This is a genomic window from Nocardiopsis akebiae, from assembly GCF_018316795.1.
In the GTDB taxonomy this organism is placed as follows: Bacteria; Actinomycetota; Actinomycetes; order Streptosporangiales; family Streptosporangiaceae; genus Nocardiopsis; species Nocardiopsis dassonvillei.
Map to the genome: position 1 here is coordinate 4,092,117 of NZ_CP074132.1, position 14,473 is coordinate 4,106,589.

General features: G+C 73.0%; 16 protein-coding genes. 8 read left to right on the plus strand and 8 right to left on the minus strand.

Annotation, left to right across the window (positions count from 1 at the left end; all coding sequences use genetic code 11):
• Window positions 1-108 precede the first annotated feature (108 nt).
• Complete coding sequence (locus KGD83_RS17565) at window positions 109-1,008, plus strand: macrolide 2'-phosphotransferase (protein ID WP_212640222.1); 900 nt, start codon at window positions 109-111, stop codon at window positions 1,006-1,008.
• A 155-nt stretch (window positions 1,009-1,163) separates the two neighbouring features.
• On the opposite strand, the gene KGD83_RS17570 is transcribed toward KGD83_RS17565, so the two are convergent.
• Window positions 1,164-1,880, minus strand: coding sequence for an SDR family NAD(P)-dependent oxidoreductase (locus tag KGD83_RS17570; RefSeq protein WP_212640223.1), 717 nt, complete (start codon window positions 1,878-1,880; stop codon window positions 1,164-1,166).
• A gap of 144 nt (window positions 1,881-2,024) precedes the next feature.
• Window positions 2,025-2,837: a sulfite exporter TauE/SafE family protein gene (locus KGD83_RS17575; protein WP_212640224.1), complete on the minus strand. Its 813-nt coding sequence runs from the start codon at window positions 2,835-2,837 to the stop codon at window positions 2,025-2,027.
• Window positions 2,838-2,920: 83 nt separating this feature from the next.
• Between KGD83_RS17575 and KGD83_RS17580 the strand changes: the two genes are divergently transcribed.
• Window positions 2,921-3,688 (plus strand): AraC family transcriptional regulator, encoded by a 768-nt coding sequence (locus KGD83_RS17580; RefSeq protein WP_212640225.1) that lies wholly within the window; start codon window positions 2,921-2,923, stop codon window positions 3,686-3,688.
• Window positions 3,689-3,734: 46 nt separating this feature from the next.
• Here the strand turns inward: KGD83_RS17580 and KGD83_RS17585 are convergent, their stop codons facing one another.
• Both KGD83_RS17585 and KGD83_RS17590 read right to left on the minus strand, forming a co-directional pair.
• Window positions 3,735-3,914: a DUF397 domain-containing protein gene (locus KGD83_RS17585; RefSeq protein ID WP_013152689.1), complete on the minus strand. Its 180-nt coding sequence runs from the start codon at window positions 3,912-3,914 to the stop codon at window positions 3,735-3,737.
• Window positions 3,911-4,726 carry a helix-turn-helix domain-containing protein gene (locus KGD83_RS17590; RefSeq protein WP_212640226.1) on the minus strand — a complete coding sequence of 272 codons (816 nt, stop codon included), beginning with the start codon at window positions 4,724-4,726 and terminating at the stop codon, window positions 3,911-3,913. The genes KGD83_RS17585 and KGD83_RS17590 overlap by 4 nt, the downstream gene beginning before the upstream one ends.
• Window positions 4,727-4,967: 241 nt before the next feature.
• Between KGD83_RS17590 and KGD83_RS17595 the strand changes: the two genes are divergently transcribed.
• Window positions 4,968-5,420 carry an ATP-binding protein gene (locus KGD83_RS17595; protein WP_212640227.1) on the plus strand — a complete coding sequence of 151 codons (453 nt, stop codon included), beginning with the start codon at window positions 4,968-4,970 and terminating at the stop codon, window positions 5,418-5,420.
• Between the two features lie 175 nt (window positions 5,421-5,595).
• Window positions 5,596-5,811: a helix-turn-helix domain-containing protein gene (locus KGD83_RS17600; protein ID WP_212640228.1), complete on the plus strand. Its 216-nt coding sequence runs from the start codon at window positions 5,596-5,598 to the stop codon at window positions 5,809-5,811.
• 5 nt (window positions 5,812-5,816) lie between these two features.
• Here KGD83_RS17600 and KGD83_RS17605 read toward each other — a convergent pair whose 3' ends face one another.
• A complete protein-coding gene (locus KGD83_RS17605; RefSeq protein ID WP_212640229.1) occupies window positions 5,817-6,353 on the minus strand; it encodes a class IV adenylate cyclase in 537 nt (178 codons plus the stop codon).
• A gap of 302 nt (window positions 6,354-6,655) precedes the next feature.
• On the opposite strand from KGD83_RS17605, the gene KGD83_RS17610 reads away from it, so the two are divergent.
• Both KGD83_RS17610 and KGD83_RS17615 read left to right on the plus strand, forming a co-directional pair.
• Complete coding sequence (locus KGD83_RS17610) at window positions 6,656-6,856, plus strand: hypothetical protein (RefSeq protein WP_212640230.1); 201 nt, start codon at window positions 6,656-6,658, stop codon at window positions 6,854-6,856.
• 480 nt (window positions 6,857-7,336) lie between these two features.
• On the plus strand, window positions 7,337-8,263 hold the full coding sequence (locus KGD83_RS17615) for a universal stress protein (RefSeq protein WP_212640231.1): 927 nt from the start codon (window positions 7,337-7,339) through the stop codon (window positions 8,261-8,263).
• A gap of 8 nt (window positions 8,264-8,271) precedes the next feature.
• Here KGD83_RS17615 and KGD83_RS17620 read toward each other — a convergent pair whose 3' ends face one another.
• The gene (locus KGD83_RS17620; RefSeq protein ID WP_212644475.1) at window positions 8,272-8,547 is read right to left on the minus strand and encodes a hypothetical protein; all 276 of its coding nucleotides are present in this window, start codon (window positions 8,545-8,547) and stop codon (window positions 8,272-8,274) included.
• A gap of 845 nt (window positions 8,548-9,392) precedes the next feature.
• Between KGD83_RS17620 and KGD83_RS17625 the strand changes: the two genes are divergently transcribed.
• Both KGD83_RS17625 and KGD83_RS17630 read left to right on the plus strand, forming a co-directional pair.
• On the plus strand, window positions 9,393-10,727 hold the full coding sequence (locus KGD83_RS17625) for a YeeE/YedE family protein (protein ID WP_212640232.1): 1,335 nt from the start codon (window positions 9,393-9,395) through the stop codon (window positions 10,725-10,727).
• A gap of 47 nt (window positions 10,728-10,774) precedes the next feature.
• Window positions 10,775-12,025, plus strand: a complete 1,251-nt coding sequence (locus KGD83_RS17630; RefSeq protein ID WP_212640233.1) for an FAD-dependent oxidoreductase — start codon at window positions 10,775-10,777, stop codon at window positions 12,023-12,025.
• Between the two features lie 144 nt (window positions 12,026-12,169).
• On the opposite strand, the gene KGD83_RS17635 is transcribed toward KGD83_RS17630, so the two are convergent.
• Together KGD83_RS17635 and KGD83_RS17640 are read right to left on the minus strand one after the other, a co-directional pair.
• The gene (locus KGD83_RS17635) at window positions 12,170-13,609 is read right to left on the minus strand and encodes a TrkH family potassium uptake protein (protein WP_212640234.1); all 1,440 of its coding nucleotides are present in this window, start codon (window positions 13,607-13,609) and stop codon (window positions 12,170-12,172) included.
• Window positions 13,606-14,370, minus strand: coding sequence for a response regulator (locus KGD83_RS17640; protein ID WP_212640235.1), 765 nt, complete (start codon window positions 14,368-14,370; stop codon window positions 13,606-13,608). The genes KGD83_RS17635 and KGD83_RS17640 overlap by 4 nt, the downstream gene beginning before the upstream one ends.
• Window positions 14,371-14,473 lie beyond the last annotated feature (103 nt).

Sequence of the window (14,473 nt, forward strand, 5' to 3'; positions counted from 1 at the left end):
AGGCGGCCGGGGTCCGGGCCGGAGCACGACCGCTCGCCGGTCATGCCCGACCGCGCCCGCACGACCTGTCGCCTCGCGTTACGCGGACGCGGGTGCGAGCTTGGTCCCATGAGCACCATCGATCACATCATCGCCTTGGCCGCCGCCCACGGCCTGCACCTGTCCGCGCGGGACGCCACGGTGAACGAGGCGGGCCTGGACTACCGCGTCGTCATGGCCCGCGACGCGACCGGCCGGAAGTGGGTGCTGCGCTCCCCGCGCCGCGCCGACGTCACCGAAGGCATGGCCGCCGAGAAGCGCGTCCTCGACCTGGTCGCCCCGGTCCTGACCGAGGACGGCGTCGCGGTCCCCGACTGGCGGGTCCGCTCCCCCGAGCTGATCGCCTACCCGGCCCTGCCCGGCGCGCCGGGCCTGACCCTGACCGACTCCGGGGAGCCCGTCTGGCACATGGAGCCCGCCAGCCCCGACTACGCCGAGCGCCTGGGGCGCCTGCTGGCCCGTCTGCACTCGATCACCCCGGAGCGGGCCGAGGCGGCGGGCGTCGAGGTCCGCACCCCGGCCCGGGTACGCCAGGCGTGGCGGGACGACATCGTCCGCGTGAGCGAGGCCTTCACCGTCTCCCCCGCCCTGGCCGGGGCCTGGCGGTCCTGGCTCGACGACGACGCCTGCTGGCCCGAGCGGACCGTCATGACCCACGGCGAGATCTACCCCGCGCACGTGCTCCTCGACGGGGAGGGCGCGGTCACCGGGGTCCTGGACTGGACGACCGCCCGCGTGGACGACCCCGCCCGCGACCTGTCCGCCCAGTACGGCGCCGCGGGCGAGGCGATGCTGCGGGCCACCCTGACCGCCTACGAGCGGGCGGGCGGGCACGTCCACCCCGGCCTGGCGGCGCAGGCAAGGCACCTGTGGGACGCCGCCCCGATCGGGTACGCCCTGTACGCGCTGACCACCGGTGCCGACGCCGATCTGGCCGCCGCGGCGGCGATGCTGGACCCCCAAGGCTGACGCGCCGCCCGGTCCCACGGCGGCGGGCCCGCCCGGGGCGGAAAAGGCCGACGCGCCCCGGGTGAGCCCCCTCCTGCGACGGCCCGGCGGGCCGGAACCCGTCCTCGCGGACTGGGGTCCACCGCCCGGCCACCCACGGACGGGGGCACCACCGGCTACCGGACGGTGAGCTTGCGCTCCCGGGGGTCGAAGGCCACGGACCTGGCGTCGGAGCGCAGCGCCCGCACGATCGCGTCCACCACCTCGTCCACGGGGTGGGGCTCGGGCAGGTTCCCGGGCGCGGTTCCGGCCAGGGGGCGGTCGGCGAGGCCGGTGTCCATGTGCGGCGCGCGCACGTCCAGGGCCGCCACGTGCCTGGCGCGGTAGTCCGCGCGGGCAGCGGTCAGCCAGGCCGACAGGGCGGCCTTGCTGGCCGAGTAGGCAGCCATGCCGTGGGTCGGGTACTCGGCGGTCACGGCGGTGACCGCCGCCACCGCCCCGCCGGGCTTGACCGCGTCGACCGCCGCGCGCAGCATCGCCATCGGCGCGAGCGTGTTGACCTGGAACATCTTCTCGACCGCGGCGTCCTCGATACCGCCCTCGGAGTCGGAGCCGGTGTCGAAGGCCACGACGCCGAAGGCGATGACCAGCCCGTCCAGACCGCCCTGCTCCTCGGCGGTGCGGCGCACGAGCGCCGCGCAGCCCTCGGTGTCGGCCGCCTCGAACACGGCCGTGGAGGACCCGTCGAGTTCCCGCGCGAGCGCGCCGAGCGCCTCCTCGTCGCGTCCGGCGAGGACGACCCGTGCGCCCTCCCGGTTCAGTGCCCTGCTGATGTGTCCGCCGAGTACGCCCGTGGCCCCGGCCACTAGGACTCGGGCTCCCTCAAGATCCATACGGTCAGTATTTCCGCAGGTGGTAAAGGGAACGGGCACCGACACGCACCCCCGGACGCCGGTACGTCCCCTCCGCCGGAGCGCCCGGCGGCCAGCGGTGCGCGGCGGTGGGGCCAGAGGCGGGACCGCCCCGAGGCCGAACGTTCACACGAACAGGAAGGACGCCAGGACCACCGCCAGCAGCACCACGTAGGAGACCGCGTGCACCCTGTCGGGCACCCGGCCCACCAGGCGGCGGGTGACGGCGATGGCGGGCAGCGAACCGGCCAGCAGGAGGGCCCCGGCCACGAGGTCCACCGAGCCCAGGTGGCCGGGCCCGGTGCCTCCCCCCTCGCCGAACAGCGCGTACACCGCCGTGCCCGCCACCGCGACGGGAAGGCTGAGCGGGTTGGCCATCGCGGTCGCCTCCCCCATCGGCAGGCCCCGGCGTCGCAGTAGGGGGACGGTCATGACGCTGCCGCCCACGCCCAGGAAGCTGGTCACCGCGCCGATGGCGACCCCGCCCGCCGTGGTGGTTCGCCGCCCCAGCAGACGGGGCCCGGCGTGGGGGTCACGGGTCAGGAAACCCTTGCGCAGGAGGGTGTCGAGCAGGGTGGCGGCGATGTAGGCGATGAACAGCACGCGCTGGGTTCCTCCCCCGACGGCCGTGGCGACCAGGGAGCCCAGCACCGCGCCGACGCCGATGTAGGCGGCCAGCGGCCACACGTAGTCGCGGCGCAGCCGCCCGGCTCGGCGCTGGGAGAGGGTGGCGCTGAGCGCGTTGACGACCATCACGGCGGTGGAGGTGGCCACGGCCACGGCCATCGGGTCCACGCCGGGGTCGGCCTGGGCGCGGGTGACGTAGTAGACGACGGGGACGACCACGAAGCCGCCGCCGAAGCCGAACAGGACGGTGGTGACGCCGGTCAGCAGGCCCAGGGCCAGCAGGGGAAGGACGAAGGTGAGCACCCGGACCACGTTAGGCAGACAGTGGTTGGCGCGCTTTCGAAAGAACGCCACCGTCCTTCGCGCAGCGGACAACACCCGGTAGCGTCCACCCCATGCGCAACGTCCCCGTCGCCGAGGTGGACTCCATCGACCGGCCCGTCCTGGCGATCGGCACCGACTACCCGCCCGAGCACGTGCTGCCCGCCCACCGGCACCGGCGGGCGCAGTTCCTCTACGGGGCGACGGGGGTGATGCGGGTCCAGACCGCGGACGGGGAGTGGACCGTGCCGCCGCACCGGGCCGTGCTCATCCCGGCCGGGACCGACCACCGGGTGGTCATGACGGGGGTGAGCACGCGCAGCCTGTACCTGGAACCGGGCGCGGTCGCGTGGTTCCCGGGGCGCTGCCAGGTGGTGGAGGTGTCGCCGCTGCTCAGGGAATTGTTGCTGACGGCGGTGGACCTGGAGCCGCGCTACCCCCCGCACGGCAGGGACGCGGCGGTGTTCGCGCTGGTGCTGCACGAACTGCGTCGGCTCGTGCCGCTGCCGCTGGATCTGCCGCTGCCCGGGCACGAGGGGTTGAGGCGGATGTGCGAGGAGTTCCTCGAGGCGCCGGACGTGCACGATCCGCCCGCACGGTGGGCGGGGAGGTTGCACGTCAGTGAGCGGACGGTGCACCGGCTCTTCCGGGCGGAGACGGGAATGAGCTTCGCGCGGTGGCGGCAGCGGGCCTGCGTGCTGCACGCGCTGCCGCTGTTGGCCAGAGGTGAGCCGGTGACCAGGGTGGCGATGGAGTTGGGGTACGAGAGCCCGTCGGCGTTCTCCACGATGTTCCTGCGCGTGCTGGGGTCATCGCCCCGGGACTACGCGGCGGGACAGTGAGCGGCCCCGCCCGGTTCGTCTGGGCGGGGCCGGTCGTGTCTGTGGACTACTGGGCGCGAACGGCGCTGACCAGGGCCGTCCACTCGACGGTGGGGGTCGCGAGGTGGCCGAGCGACCGGTTCTGGGTGTCGCGGACCAGGACGGCCGCCTGGTCACGACGGGCCTCCACGCAGTCACCACCGGTGCCGTTGCTGTAGCTGGACTTGCTCCAGTCCTCGGTCATCATGCGATCATGCCTCGAATCTCTTCCATCCTGACGCGGCTCTCAGGGACCGGCAGCGCGGCGCTCCTCAGCTCCGCGAACGTGTGCTCGTAGCCTGCCACAACCTCTGACTGCCTCAGGACGAACCCCGTCTCCTGGCTTTCCACGTAAGCGAACGTCCCCGTGTCGGGAACTTCCATCAGCTTGAAAGCGCCACCCAGACCGGCATGTCCCTCAGTCTTCAACGGCACGATCTGAATCCGCAACCGGGGTCGTCGTGACTGTTCGATGAGGTGCTGGATCTGGGCATTCATGATCTCGGGGTCCTGGAACCGACGTAGGAGCACCGTCTCATCCAACAGGACCGTTACCGCAGGCGGGTGCGCGCGAGTAAGAAGTTCCTGCCGGTACTGGCGGGCAATCACGATCTTGTCGATGCTCTCAGGAGCGGCTTTCGGTCGGGCGAGACTACTGATCGCCCGAACGTACCCCTCAACCTGGAGCAGGCCGGGGACAAGACCCAAGGCGTACTCCCGAATCTCCTCCGCGGTTTGCTCGGCTTCGGCCACTTCGCGGAAGTAGGCGCTGGTTCCACCGTCGGAGAAGGACGCGTCCCACGCGCCCAGCAGAACTCCACGCGCGGTGAGGGCTGAGTCCAAATGGGCGACGTAGTCCCTCTGCGTCCGTTTTTTCCCACGCTCGATATCGCTGATGGTGCTCTGGCCAACCATGGACAGGGCGCTCAGCTCCTGTTGCGTCATCCCAGCCCTGGACCGGAGTTTCTTGAGGAGCTTCCCGAAACGTTCCTTCGAAACCTTGAGGTCTTCGTCGGACATGCCGCCGCACTCCGATCTCTCAACGCGACCTATGGCCGCCTATGCAAAAAATACCGAGGGTGACGATAAGCCTAGACCAGGGGGCGGCGAGGTTGGCAAGGTCTGTAGCGAAGCAAATACAGAAAGCTTCGCAGCCCATATCGGGCGAAATATTCACAAGGGCATGAAAAAGCCCCGGATACCGAAGGTGAGAGCGATCTCCGAGGCAAGGTGCCCCACCCGGAAAGCCCCGAGGTGAGACATGAACAAGCCTATCGTCCAGGCCCCGGCACTTCCACGCCGACTGTGCGGAACCGCCACCAAATCAGGCATTCTGCTCGGCCCCGAACTCGGCCACGTCAGGATCGCCCGCCGCTGGGCCGCCCAGGCCACCCGCTCCCGCCCCAGCCTGGCCGGACCCGTCGGCATCGCCGTCTCCGAGCTGGTCACCAACACCCTGCGCCACTCGGCGTCCGGGCTCCCCGGAGGCACCATCCGCGTCGAGATCGAACGCACCCCGCGCCACCTCGAACTCCGCGTCACCGACAACGGCCCCCGCCCCGGAGAACAACCCAGCTTCCCGGCCGTGCCCGACCCCGAGCCCCTGCGCCCCAGCGGCAACGGGCTGCGCCTGGTCGAGGCCCTGTGCTCCTACTGGGACTGGAAGCAGCACTCCTGCGGCGCTATCACCGTCCGCGCCGTCTTCCCCTGGTAGCCCGCTTCCCGGCAGGCGAGCCCTTCCAGGCTCCGCACCACCCGACCTGTCCCCCGGGCCGGTGCGGACGGGCCGATGCGGAAGGCACCGGCCCGAAACCCCGCCTCCTCCTTCCCCGGGGAGGCGGGGCCACTCAATCCACAACTCACACAACACCGGACACGGAAAGCCCCTCATGCCCGACTACAGCTACCTCCTCGACGGCCGCCCCGACGTCCTCACACCCAGCGAAGTCGCCGCCCTCTTCAACATCCGCCCCCGCAGCCTCCACCGAGGCGAATGGGACAACGTCCTCAAACCCTTCCGCACCCCCGGCGGAGCACGCCGCTACCCCAAAGAACACATCGCGGCACTCCTCAACCAGCCGGATGAGTCCACCTCCACCCCCTGAAGCCGTCAGGCCGTCGCGGCGCGCACGAGGGTGTCGTAGGTGTCGGTGGTGCGTTCCAGGGCCGCGTCGAGCCCTCGCGCCCACGCGTCGAGTTCGGCCTGGACGGCCAGGCCATCGCGGTCGTCATCGACCACCAGTTCCAGTTCGACGAAGACGCCCAGGCCCTCGACCAGGTCCACGCACACCCCGATGGGCCCTGTGGTGCCGGTGCGACGGTGCTTGACGATGCGCACCGTGGGTTCGTAGCCCAGCGCCAGCAGGGCCCCGTGCATCTGCTCGCGGTCGGCGACGATGGTCTCGTACTCCACGCACTCCATGGCGTTGGCCAGCGGGGTCTTGGTGGTGAGCAGGTGCACGCTGCCCTGGGTGCGCACACGGGCGAAGGTGTGGCCGACCTGGCCCAGCTCCGGCCGCCAGCCAGCGGGGGCGTAGGCCTGGTCGTCCTGGTAGACGGGGTCGCTCATGTACACCCCGGCCTGTTTGAGCGCGGCCAGCAGCGCTTCGAGGTCGGCCACCCGGTACTTCGTCTCGATCTCCCGCACCACAGGCCCCTCGCGTCTCGGCACCACCGTCCCGGCGAGCGTACCGAGACCCGGCCGCGCCGGTCGGGAGTTTCCCAAGACGGGCCCATCCCCGCCTGCACGGGACTCACGTGGCGCCGGCCAACACCCTGCTGTCGAAGAGAGGTCCATCCCCGCGTGCGCGGGGCTCACCGGGTGGTCTCCACCGTCGCCGGGCTGATCAGCGGCCCATCCCCGCGTGCGCGTAGCTTGGGCGGGGGTCAGGGGAGGTTGTGACCGATTGGCCTTCCCCGCCTGTCGCGTCACGGCTACGGTGAGCATCCATGGAGACCTCCACAGACCGCACCCGTATCCAGCCGTCCGGAATCTGCCGCCGGGGCCACCACCAGTGGCGGCACGACCCGCCGGGCGGGAAGCGGTTGCTGTGCACACGGTGCAAGTCGATGTCGATGACGAACTACGGCGAGTGCCGGGAGGACTGTGTGGACTGCCACCCCCCGGCCTGCGAGGTCGGGGGGCAGTAGTTCTTCGAGCTGATCGCTCCGCATCTGCTGCACCTGGCCGTGCCGTTGGGGCCGGATCGCCGGTCGTGCTGGCCCGCTGGGCAGTCGCCTGACATGACCACCTCCACACGGGGATGTACCCGGCGGGGGTGTGCGGGGTCGTGGCCGAACACGGACGGGGGGCGCCCGTGCGGGTCGGGCACCCCTGTCACGCTCCCCGGAAGAGCAGTCCACCTCCGCGTGCGCGGCGCTGCGGAGCCCGGGAGAACACCCTTGGCCTCGGCGTACATCCCACCCAGCACACGGCAGCACCCATCCCCCACCGCTCACACGAGTGCGTCCGCGCGGGCGACCCGGGTAGGGGAACCGCGCGGAGAGGCGGACGTTTTTCGCGCCACACCGCCGCCGCGGCGGGTGCGGACCCCCGCCGTAGGGCACGCTCTGCGGTGGGAGGAGTCCACCTCCCACAGAACACGTCCCGCGACGAGAAGGCAGGAAGCCATGCCCGATGACCCGATCCCCTCTCCCAAGGTCGCGGTGGGCGTCGACGGATCGGCGTCGGCGCGCGGAGCCCTGGAGTGGGCCGCGGCGGAGGCCGAACTCAGGCAGCTCCCCCTGTACGTGGTGCACGCCCTGTCCATGCCGCTGGTGATGTCGGTCTACGCGGGCCCCACGCGCTTTCCCCCCACCGAGGAGATGACCGCCCAGGGCCGCCGCATCCTGGAGGAGGCCGCCGAGCACGTGCGCTCGCTGCGGCCGGGTCTGCGCGTGGAGACCGCGCTGGGGCTGGAGGAACCGCCGCTGGCGCTGCTGCACCGCACCGGACGCGGGGACCTGGTGGTCGTGGGCTCGCGCGGTATGGGCCCGGTGCGCTCGGTGCTGGCGGGCGCGGCCGGAATGCGGCTGGCCGCCAAGGCGCACTGCCCGGTGGTCGTCGTCCCCGGCCCCGGGGGACGCGCGCCGCGACTGTCGGGGCCGCTGCGGATCGCGGTCGGCGTGGACGGCTCGGTGGACTCCCGGCGTGCTCTGGACTTCGCCCTGCACCGGGCCGCGCTCCAGGAGGGCTCCTCGGTCGTGGTGGTGCACAGCTGGGAGGTTCCGCTGCCCTTCGCCACCGCCTCCCTCACCGAGTCGGGGTGGACGCCGCCCGACGACCTGCTGGAACGCCAGTCCGAGGAACTCGTCTCGGGTGTGCTGGCCGAGGTGATGGACGACGCCACCGCCGACGTGGACGTCTCCGCCGTGCGCACCCAGCGCAACCCGGTGGACGCACTGGTGGAGGCCGCCGCCGAGGCCGACCTGGTGGTCGTGGGCTCGCGCGGCCGGGGCGGTGTGCGCGGCGTGCTGCTGGGGTCGGTCAGCCAGGGCGTGATGCACAGTTCGCCGGTGCCCGTGGTCGTGGTGCCCCGGCACGCGGAGGAGGACTGAGCCCGCGATCAGCCCCAGCCGGTGCCGGGCATGCTGTACATGTCGGGCACGCTGGGCAGTAGGCCGCCCGGACCGAGGCTCTGGAGCTCCTGGTCGACCGTGCTCACCACCGAGCAGCTGCTGCCCTCGACCTGCGCGCCGGGCGAGAGCAGTACCAGGGGGCTGCCGCAGGAGGGCTCCGTGGCGGGCTCGGCGGTGGCCTCGTCGGCCAGGGCGGGGGCGCCGGCCAGCCCGGCCAGGGCCAGGGCCGCGGCCGCGGTGAGGGCGGCACGGGTCAGGTTCATGGGCACGGGGAGGGTTCTTCCTTCTCGGGCGGAGGCCCGCGGACGGGCCGCGGCGGCGGAACACATCCAGTGTTCACCATGTGTAGTTATACAGCAACTCTCAGTAAATACATGCGGTTGCCAAGCCGCTTACCGGAAAGGGAAAAGCCCCCGCGCGACCGAGTCGCGCGGGGGCTCCCGCGTCTCGCCGGACCCTCTCGAATCCCCCGATAGCGGAGGTCCGGCGCGGGCCGCGCGCTCACCCCCGTGGGCGCCCGACCCCGCACCCGCGCCGTGCCCCCGGGACCTCACGGCCGCGAAGGCCGCCCCCGTGGTCCGCGGGGTGCGCAGGTGCACAACCCCCTGTCTACCCGCCCTGCTCCGGGTAAACACGGACCCGCCCGGCGGCCCGCCGCGGACATCGGACGATACAAGCCTCTGACACCCGCCTACCAGGAACGACGCCACCCGCCGGATTCCGCGCACCCCACACGAATTGCCCGCGAAACCCCTCCGCGCGCCGGTACGCGTCACCGGCTGCCGGACGACGCGCCCCGCGTCCCGGACCGGTGCGCGCCCGTGCGCTTCGTCACGGTCTCCTCACCCTCGCCGGACTTTGTCCTACACTGAGCCCCGTGTCCGATAAAGCCCGCTTCCTGCGCATGGTGCTCATCTCCATGTCGCTGACGAGCACCGACGACGGACTCTGTCGCCGCCGGTGCCGCGACGGCGTGCGCTGACCGGGCCCCGTCCCCCTCCCCCCGCGCGCGGTCTCCTCCGCGCCCGGCGTCCCCGCGGTACCGGTGTCCCCGTCCCCGTTCGGCCACGGCCGACACCCGCCCCGTCACCGTTTGGACAGCTTCTCCGTGACCACTCACCCCTCCGCGCCTCCCGGCGCCGCCGAACCCGCCCCTGCGGACGCAGCACCGGACGCCGCCGCCGCGCCCGTCCCCTCTGCCCTGTCCCTGGGCTGGCGTCCGGCCCTGTCCGTGCCGCAGCCCCGCGCGGCCGAGGCCGAACCGGTCCGCTGGTGGCCGCTCGGCATCGCCCTGGCCGTGGCCGCGGGCCTGGCCGCCTACGTGTGGAACACCCACGGCGCGCTGCCCGCCGTCCTGCTGATCCTGGGCACGGGCCTGGGCTTCACCCTCTTCCACTCCCGGTTCGGCTTCACCTCCGCCTGGCGGCAGTTCCTCGCCGTGGGCAACGGCACCGGCCTGCGCGCGCACGCCGTGCTGCTGGGCACCACCGCGACCCTGTTCGCCCTGGTCATCGGCACCGGAACCGGATTGTTCGGCAACGACCCGCAGGCCTCGGCCGGACCGATCGGCATCGCCCTGTTCCTGGGCGCGTTCCTGTTCGGCGTCGGCATGCAGCTGGGCGGCGCCTGCGCATCGGGCACGCTCTTCGCGGTCGGCTCCGGCCAGTCGGCCATCGTCATCACCCTCGTCGGCTTCATCGCGGGATCGGTGATCTACAGCGCCGCGTGGCCGCTGGTCAACGACCTGCCCGCGCTGCCGCCGTTCCTGCTCTCCGACCACGTCGGGTGGGGCGGCTCCTGGGCGGTCACCATCGCCGTGCTGGCGGCCGTGGTCGTGGGAACGCGCGTCGTGCAGAACCGCCGCGTCCCGCCGCCCGTGGGCACGCCGCCCTCGGCGCGGGGCCTGCTGCGCGTGGTCCGGGGCAGCTGGCCCATGATCGTCGGCGCCCTGGTCCTGTCGGTGCTCGGCGCAGCGGTGCTGCTGGTCTCCGGCGGCGCCTGGGGCGTCACCTCCGCCTTCAACCTGTGGGGCGCCAAGGCGCTCCAGCTGGTGGGCGCGCACCCCGAGGCCTGGGCGTTCTGGAACCAGCCCCAGCAGGCCGCGCAGCTCGCCGGTCCGGTGCTCCAGGACAAGACCAGCCTGACCAACATCGGCATCATCCTCGGCGCCGCCGCGGCCGCGGCCGCCGCCGGGGCGTGGAAGCTGCACACCGGCCTGAGCTGGAGGCTGGTCGCCGCCGGGCTCCTGGGCGGCGTCCTCATGGGCATCGGCGCGCGTCTGGCGGGCGGCTGCAACATCGGCGCCTACCTGGCCGGAATCGGTTCGGGCAGCCTGCACGGGTGGCTGTGGGCGGTCTTCGCCCTGGCCGGGACCTGGGCGGGGCTGCGGACCCGCAGCCTGTTCGGTCTGGGCGTGCCCAAGCCGGGCGACAGCGTCTGCTGAACACGGGCGCGGGGGTCGCCGCCGCACCGCTGACGGGAGGACGGGGAATGGACGGCGCGGAGCACGTGCACGACGTGGTGGTGGTCGGCGGCGGACAGGCCGGGCTCGCCGCGGGGTACTTCCTGCGGCGGGCCGGGCTCGACTTCGCCGTCCTGGACTCGGGTGAGGCGCCGGGGGGTTCCTGGACCGAGTACTGGGACTCGCTGCGGCTGTTCTCCCCCGCCGAGCACAGCATGCTGCCGGGTTGGTGGATGCCCGCCGAGGAGGGGCGGGAGTACCCCGGTGCGCGGCACGTGGCCCGCTACCTGGCCGAGTACGAGCGCCGCTACGAGCTGCCCGTGCGCCGCCCGGTCCGCGTGGAGGCGGTCGAACGGGAGGAAGGGGCCCTGCGCGTGCTCGCCCGGGAGGGGACCGGGCGCGGGCTCCCGTCGGGGGCGCCCCGCTCCGCGGCGGAGCGGCCCCTGGACGGCGGCGGGCCGCAGGAGGGGGAAACGCGCGGCGGGCCTCCACCGGCCGCCCCCGGCGCCACTGGTCCCCCCGGTTGCACCGGCTCCCCGGACTCACCCGCCGGGATTCCCCCTCTGGTGGTCTGGCGCGCCCGCCACGTCATCAGCGCCACCGGCACCTGGCGGGCACCGCACGTCCCCGACGCTCCGGGCCGGGGGCTGTTCGCGGGCAGGCAGCTGCACACGGTCGACTACCGGGGGCCTGAGGAGTTCGCCGGACAGCGGGTCGTGGTCGTGGGCGGCGGCAACTCCGCGGCCCAGATCCTCGCCGAACTGTCCGAGGTGGCAGAGACCACCTGGGCCACCGCTCGACCGCCCCGGTTCATGCCCGACGACCTGGACGGGCGCGCCCTGTTCGACATCGCCACCCGCGCGCAGCGGGCGGCGCGGCGGGGCGAGCGGCCCCCCGAGGGCGTCGGCGGCCTCGGGGACATCGTGGCGGTGCCGAGTGTCCGCGAGGCGCGCGAGCGCGGCGCGCTCAGGGCCGGGCCGATGTTCGACCGCCTCACCCGCACCGGTGTGGCCTGGAACGACGGCACGGCCCTGGACTGCGACGCCGTCCTGTGGTGCACGGGGTTCCGGCCGGTGCTGGACCACCTGGCCCCGCTGGGGCTTGCGGACGGCCGGGGCCGGATCGCGCTGGAGGGGACCCGCTCCGTGGCCGAGCCCCGGCTGTTCCTGCTGGGCTACGGGGACTGGACCGGTGCCGCGTCGGCCACCCTCGTCGGCGCCGGGCGCACGGCCAAGGCCACCGTCGCCGAGATCACCGCCGCCCCCGCCCGGCAGGGGTGAAACGCCCCTCGGCAGCGGCGCCCGCCACCGGCGCGACAGCGGACAGGAACGGGGACGCGGCTCCAGCGTCCCGTGCACCGCTGACCGTTCACCTCTGACCGCGCGCTGGCCAGCGCCTACGGCTGAACGATCACCGCTGACCGCTCAACCGACGATCGGCCGCTCCTCGGGCAGCTCGTACAGGCGCGGGCGGCGGCGCAGCGCCAGGGCCGAGGCCAGCGTGATCGGCCCGATCCTGCCCACGAACATCAAGAACATCAGCACCGCATGCCCCAGCAACGGCAGATCGGCCGTGATGCCGGTGGACAGCCCGACCGTGGCGAAGGCCGACGTCGTCTCGAACAGGATCTGGTCCAGGGTGAACGGGGTGATCGTCATCAGCGTCAGCGTCCCCGCCAGCACCAGGCCCAGCGCCAGCAGCACCACCGTGGTCGCCTGCGAGGTGGTGCCCTCCGCCAGGCGGCGGCCCGACACGTGGACCGTGGGCTCACCGCGCACGTTGGCGTAGATCACGAAGGCCAGCACGGCGAAGGTCGTCACCTTGATGCCCCCGGCCGTGCCCGCGCTGCCGCCCCCGACGAACATCAGGATGTCGGTGACCAGCAGCGTCTGGGTGTTCATCTGTCCGAAGTCGAGGCTGTTGAAGCCCGCCGTGCGCGGCATCACCGACTGGAAGAAGGCGGTGAGCAGCTTCCCACGCAGGTCGAGCCCGCCCATGGTCGCCGGGTTGGACCACTCCAGGCCCAGGAAGGCCGCGAACCCCACCCCGAGCAGCAGTCCCGTCATCACCAGGGTGATCTTGACGTGCAGCGTCCAGTGGCGGTGCTCGGCCCGGCGCCGGGTGAAGCGCCACAGTTCCACCCACACCGGGAACCCGAGCCCTCCGGCCAGGACCCCCAGGGCCACCGGGACCGAGATCCACGGGTCCTCGGCGAACCCCGTGAGGCTGTCGGCGTAGAGCGCGAACCCGGCGTTGTTGAAGGCCGAGACGGCGTGGAAGACACCCGTGTAGACGGCCTCGGGCAGGGGCAGCCCGTACCCCAGCCACCAGCGCAGCGCCAGCGCCACCGCCAGGGCCGTCTCGAACACCACCGTCACCACCAGGACCCCGGTGACCAGCTGGCGCACCTCGCCCAGCGTGACCACCTTGGCCTCCGAGCCGGTGCGCACCGCCATCCGCAGTCCGAGCTGCCGCCCGACCACCAGGGTCAGGACGGTGGCCAGCGCCATGATGCCGAACCCGCCGACCTGGATCAGGGCCAGGATCACCGCCTCGCCCAGCCCCGACCAGTAGGAGGCGGTGTCCACCACCGCCAGGCCGGTCACACTGGCCGCCGAGGTGGCGGTGAACAGGGCCGTGTCGAAGGGCGCGCGCTCCCCGGCCCCGGTGGCGGCGGGCAGCGACAGCAGGCCCGCGCCGACCAGGATCAGGGCGGCGAAGGCCGCCGCCGTGAGCTGAGGCGGCTTGATCCATCCGGACAGGTCGCGCAGCCTCCGGTCCGCGCGGGCACCGGCGCGGACCGGTCTCCGCGGGGCCCGTCGGGGCCTCGGACCCGTCGGGTGCCGCCCGGTTCCCGTTCTCACGGTCCGTTCTCCCGGACTTCCGGTCCGACGGCCCCTCCGCCTGCGCCGCCTCCGCCGGGCCGGAACCGGTAGCCCAGTCCGGGTTCGGTGAGGAAGTAGCGCGGCCGGGGCGGGTCCGGCTCCAGGCGCTGGCGGATCTTGGTCATGAACACCCGCAGGTAGTTGGTCTCACGCCCGTACGAGGGCCCCCACACCTCGTTGAGCAGGTGCTTGTGGGTGACCAGGCGGTCGGGGTTGCGCGCCAGCACCTCCACGATGTGCCACTGGCGCGGCGTCAGCCGCACCGGCTCACCGCCGCGCAGGACCTGCTTGGCGGCCAGGTCAACCGTGAAGTCGGCGGTGACCACCGACGCCGCGTACTCGGGCACCGCGGAACGGCGCATGGCCGCGCGCACCCGGGCGAACAGCTCGTCCATCCCGAAGGGCTTGATGACGTAGTCGTCGGCGCCCAGGTCCAGCGCCCGGACCTTCATCGGCTCGGTGTCGCGCCCCGAGAGCACGACCACCGGCACGTCCGTCCACCCGCGCAGCCCCCGCAGGACCTCCAGGCCGTCCATCCCGGACAGGCCCAGGTCGAGCAGGAGCAGGTCGGGGCGGTGGCGGGCCACCAGCCGCAGTGCGTGCTCACCGGTGTCGGCCAGGTAGGCCGTGTAGCCGCGGGCCCGCAGGTTCACCTCCAGCGTCCTGCGGATGAGGGGGTCGTCGTCGACGACCAGGACCGAGGGCGCTCTGTCCGCGCCGTTGCCGGTGTCCGTGTCCATGCTGGTCCGTATCTCCCCCGTTCGGACGCCCCGCTCGGGGCCTCGCGCTCACGATGCTAGGCGCGCCGCGCCCGCGGGTCGCCGCGGCACGAGCGCCGTGTCC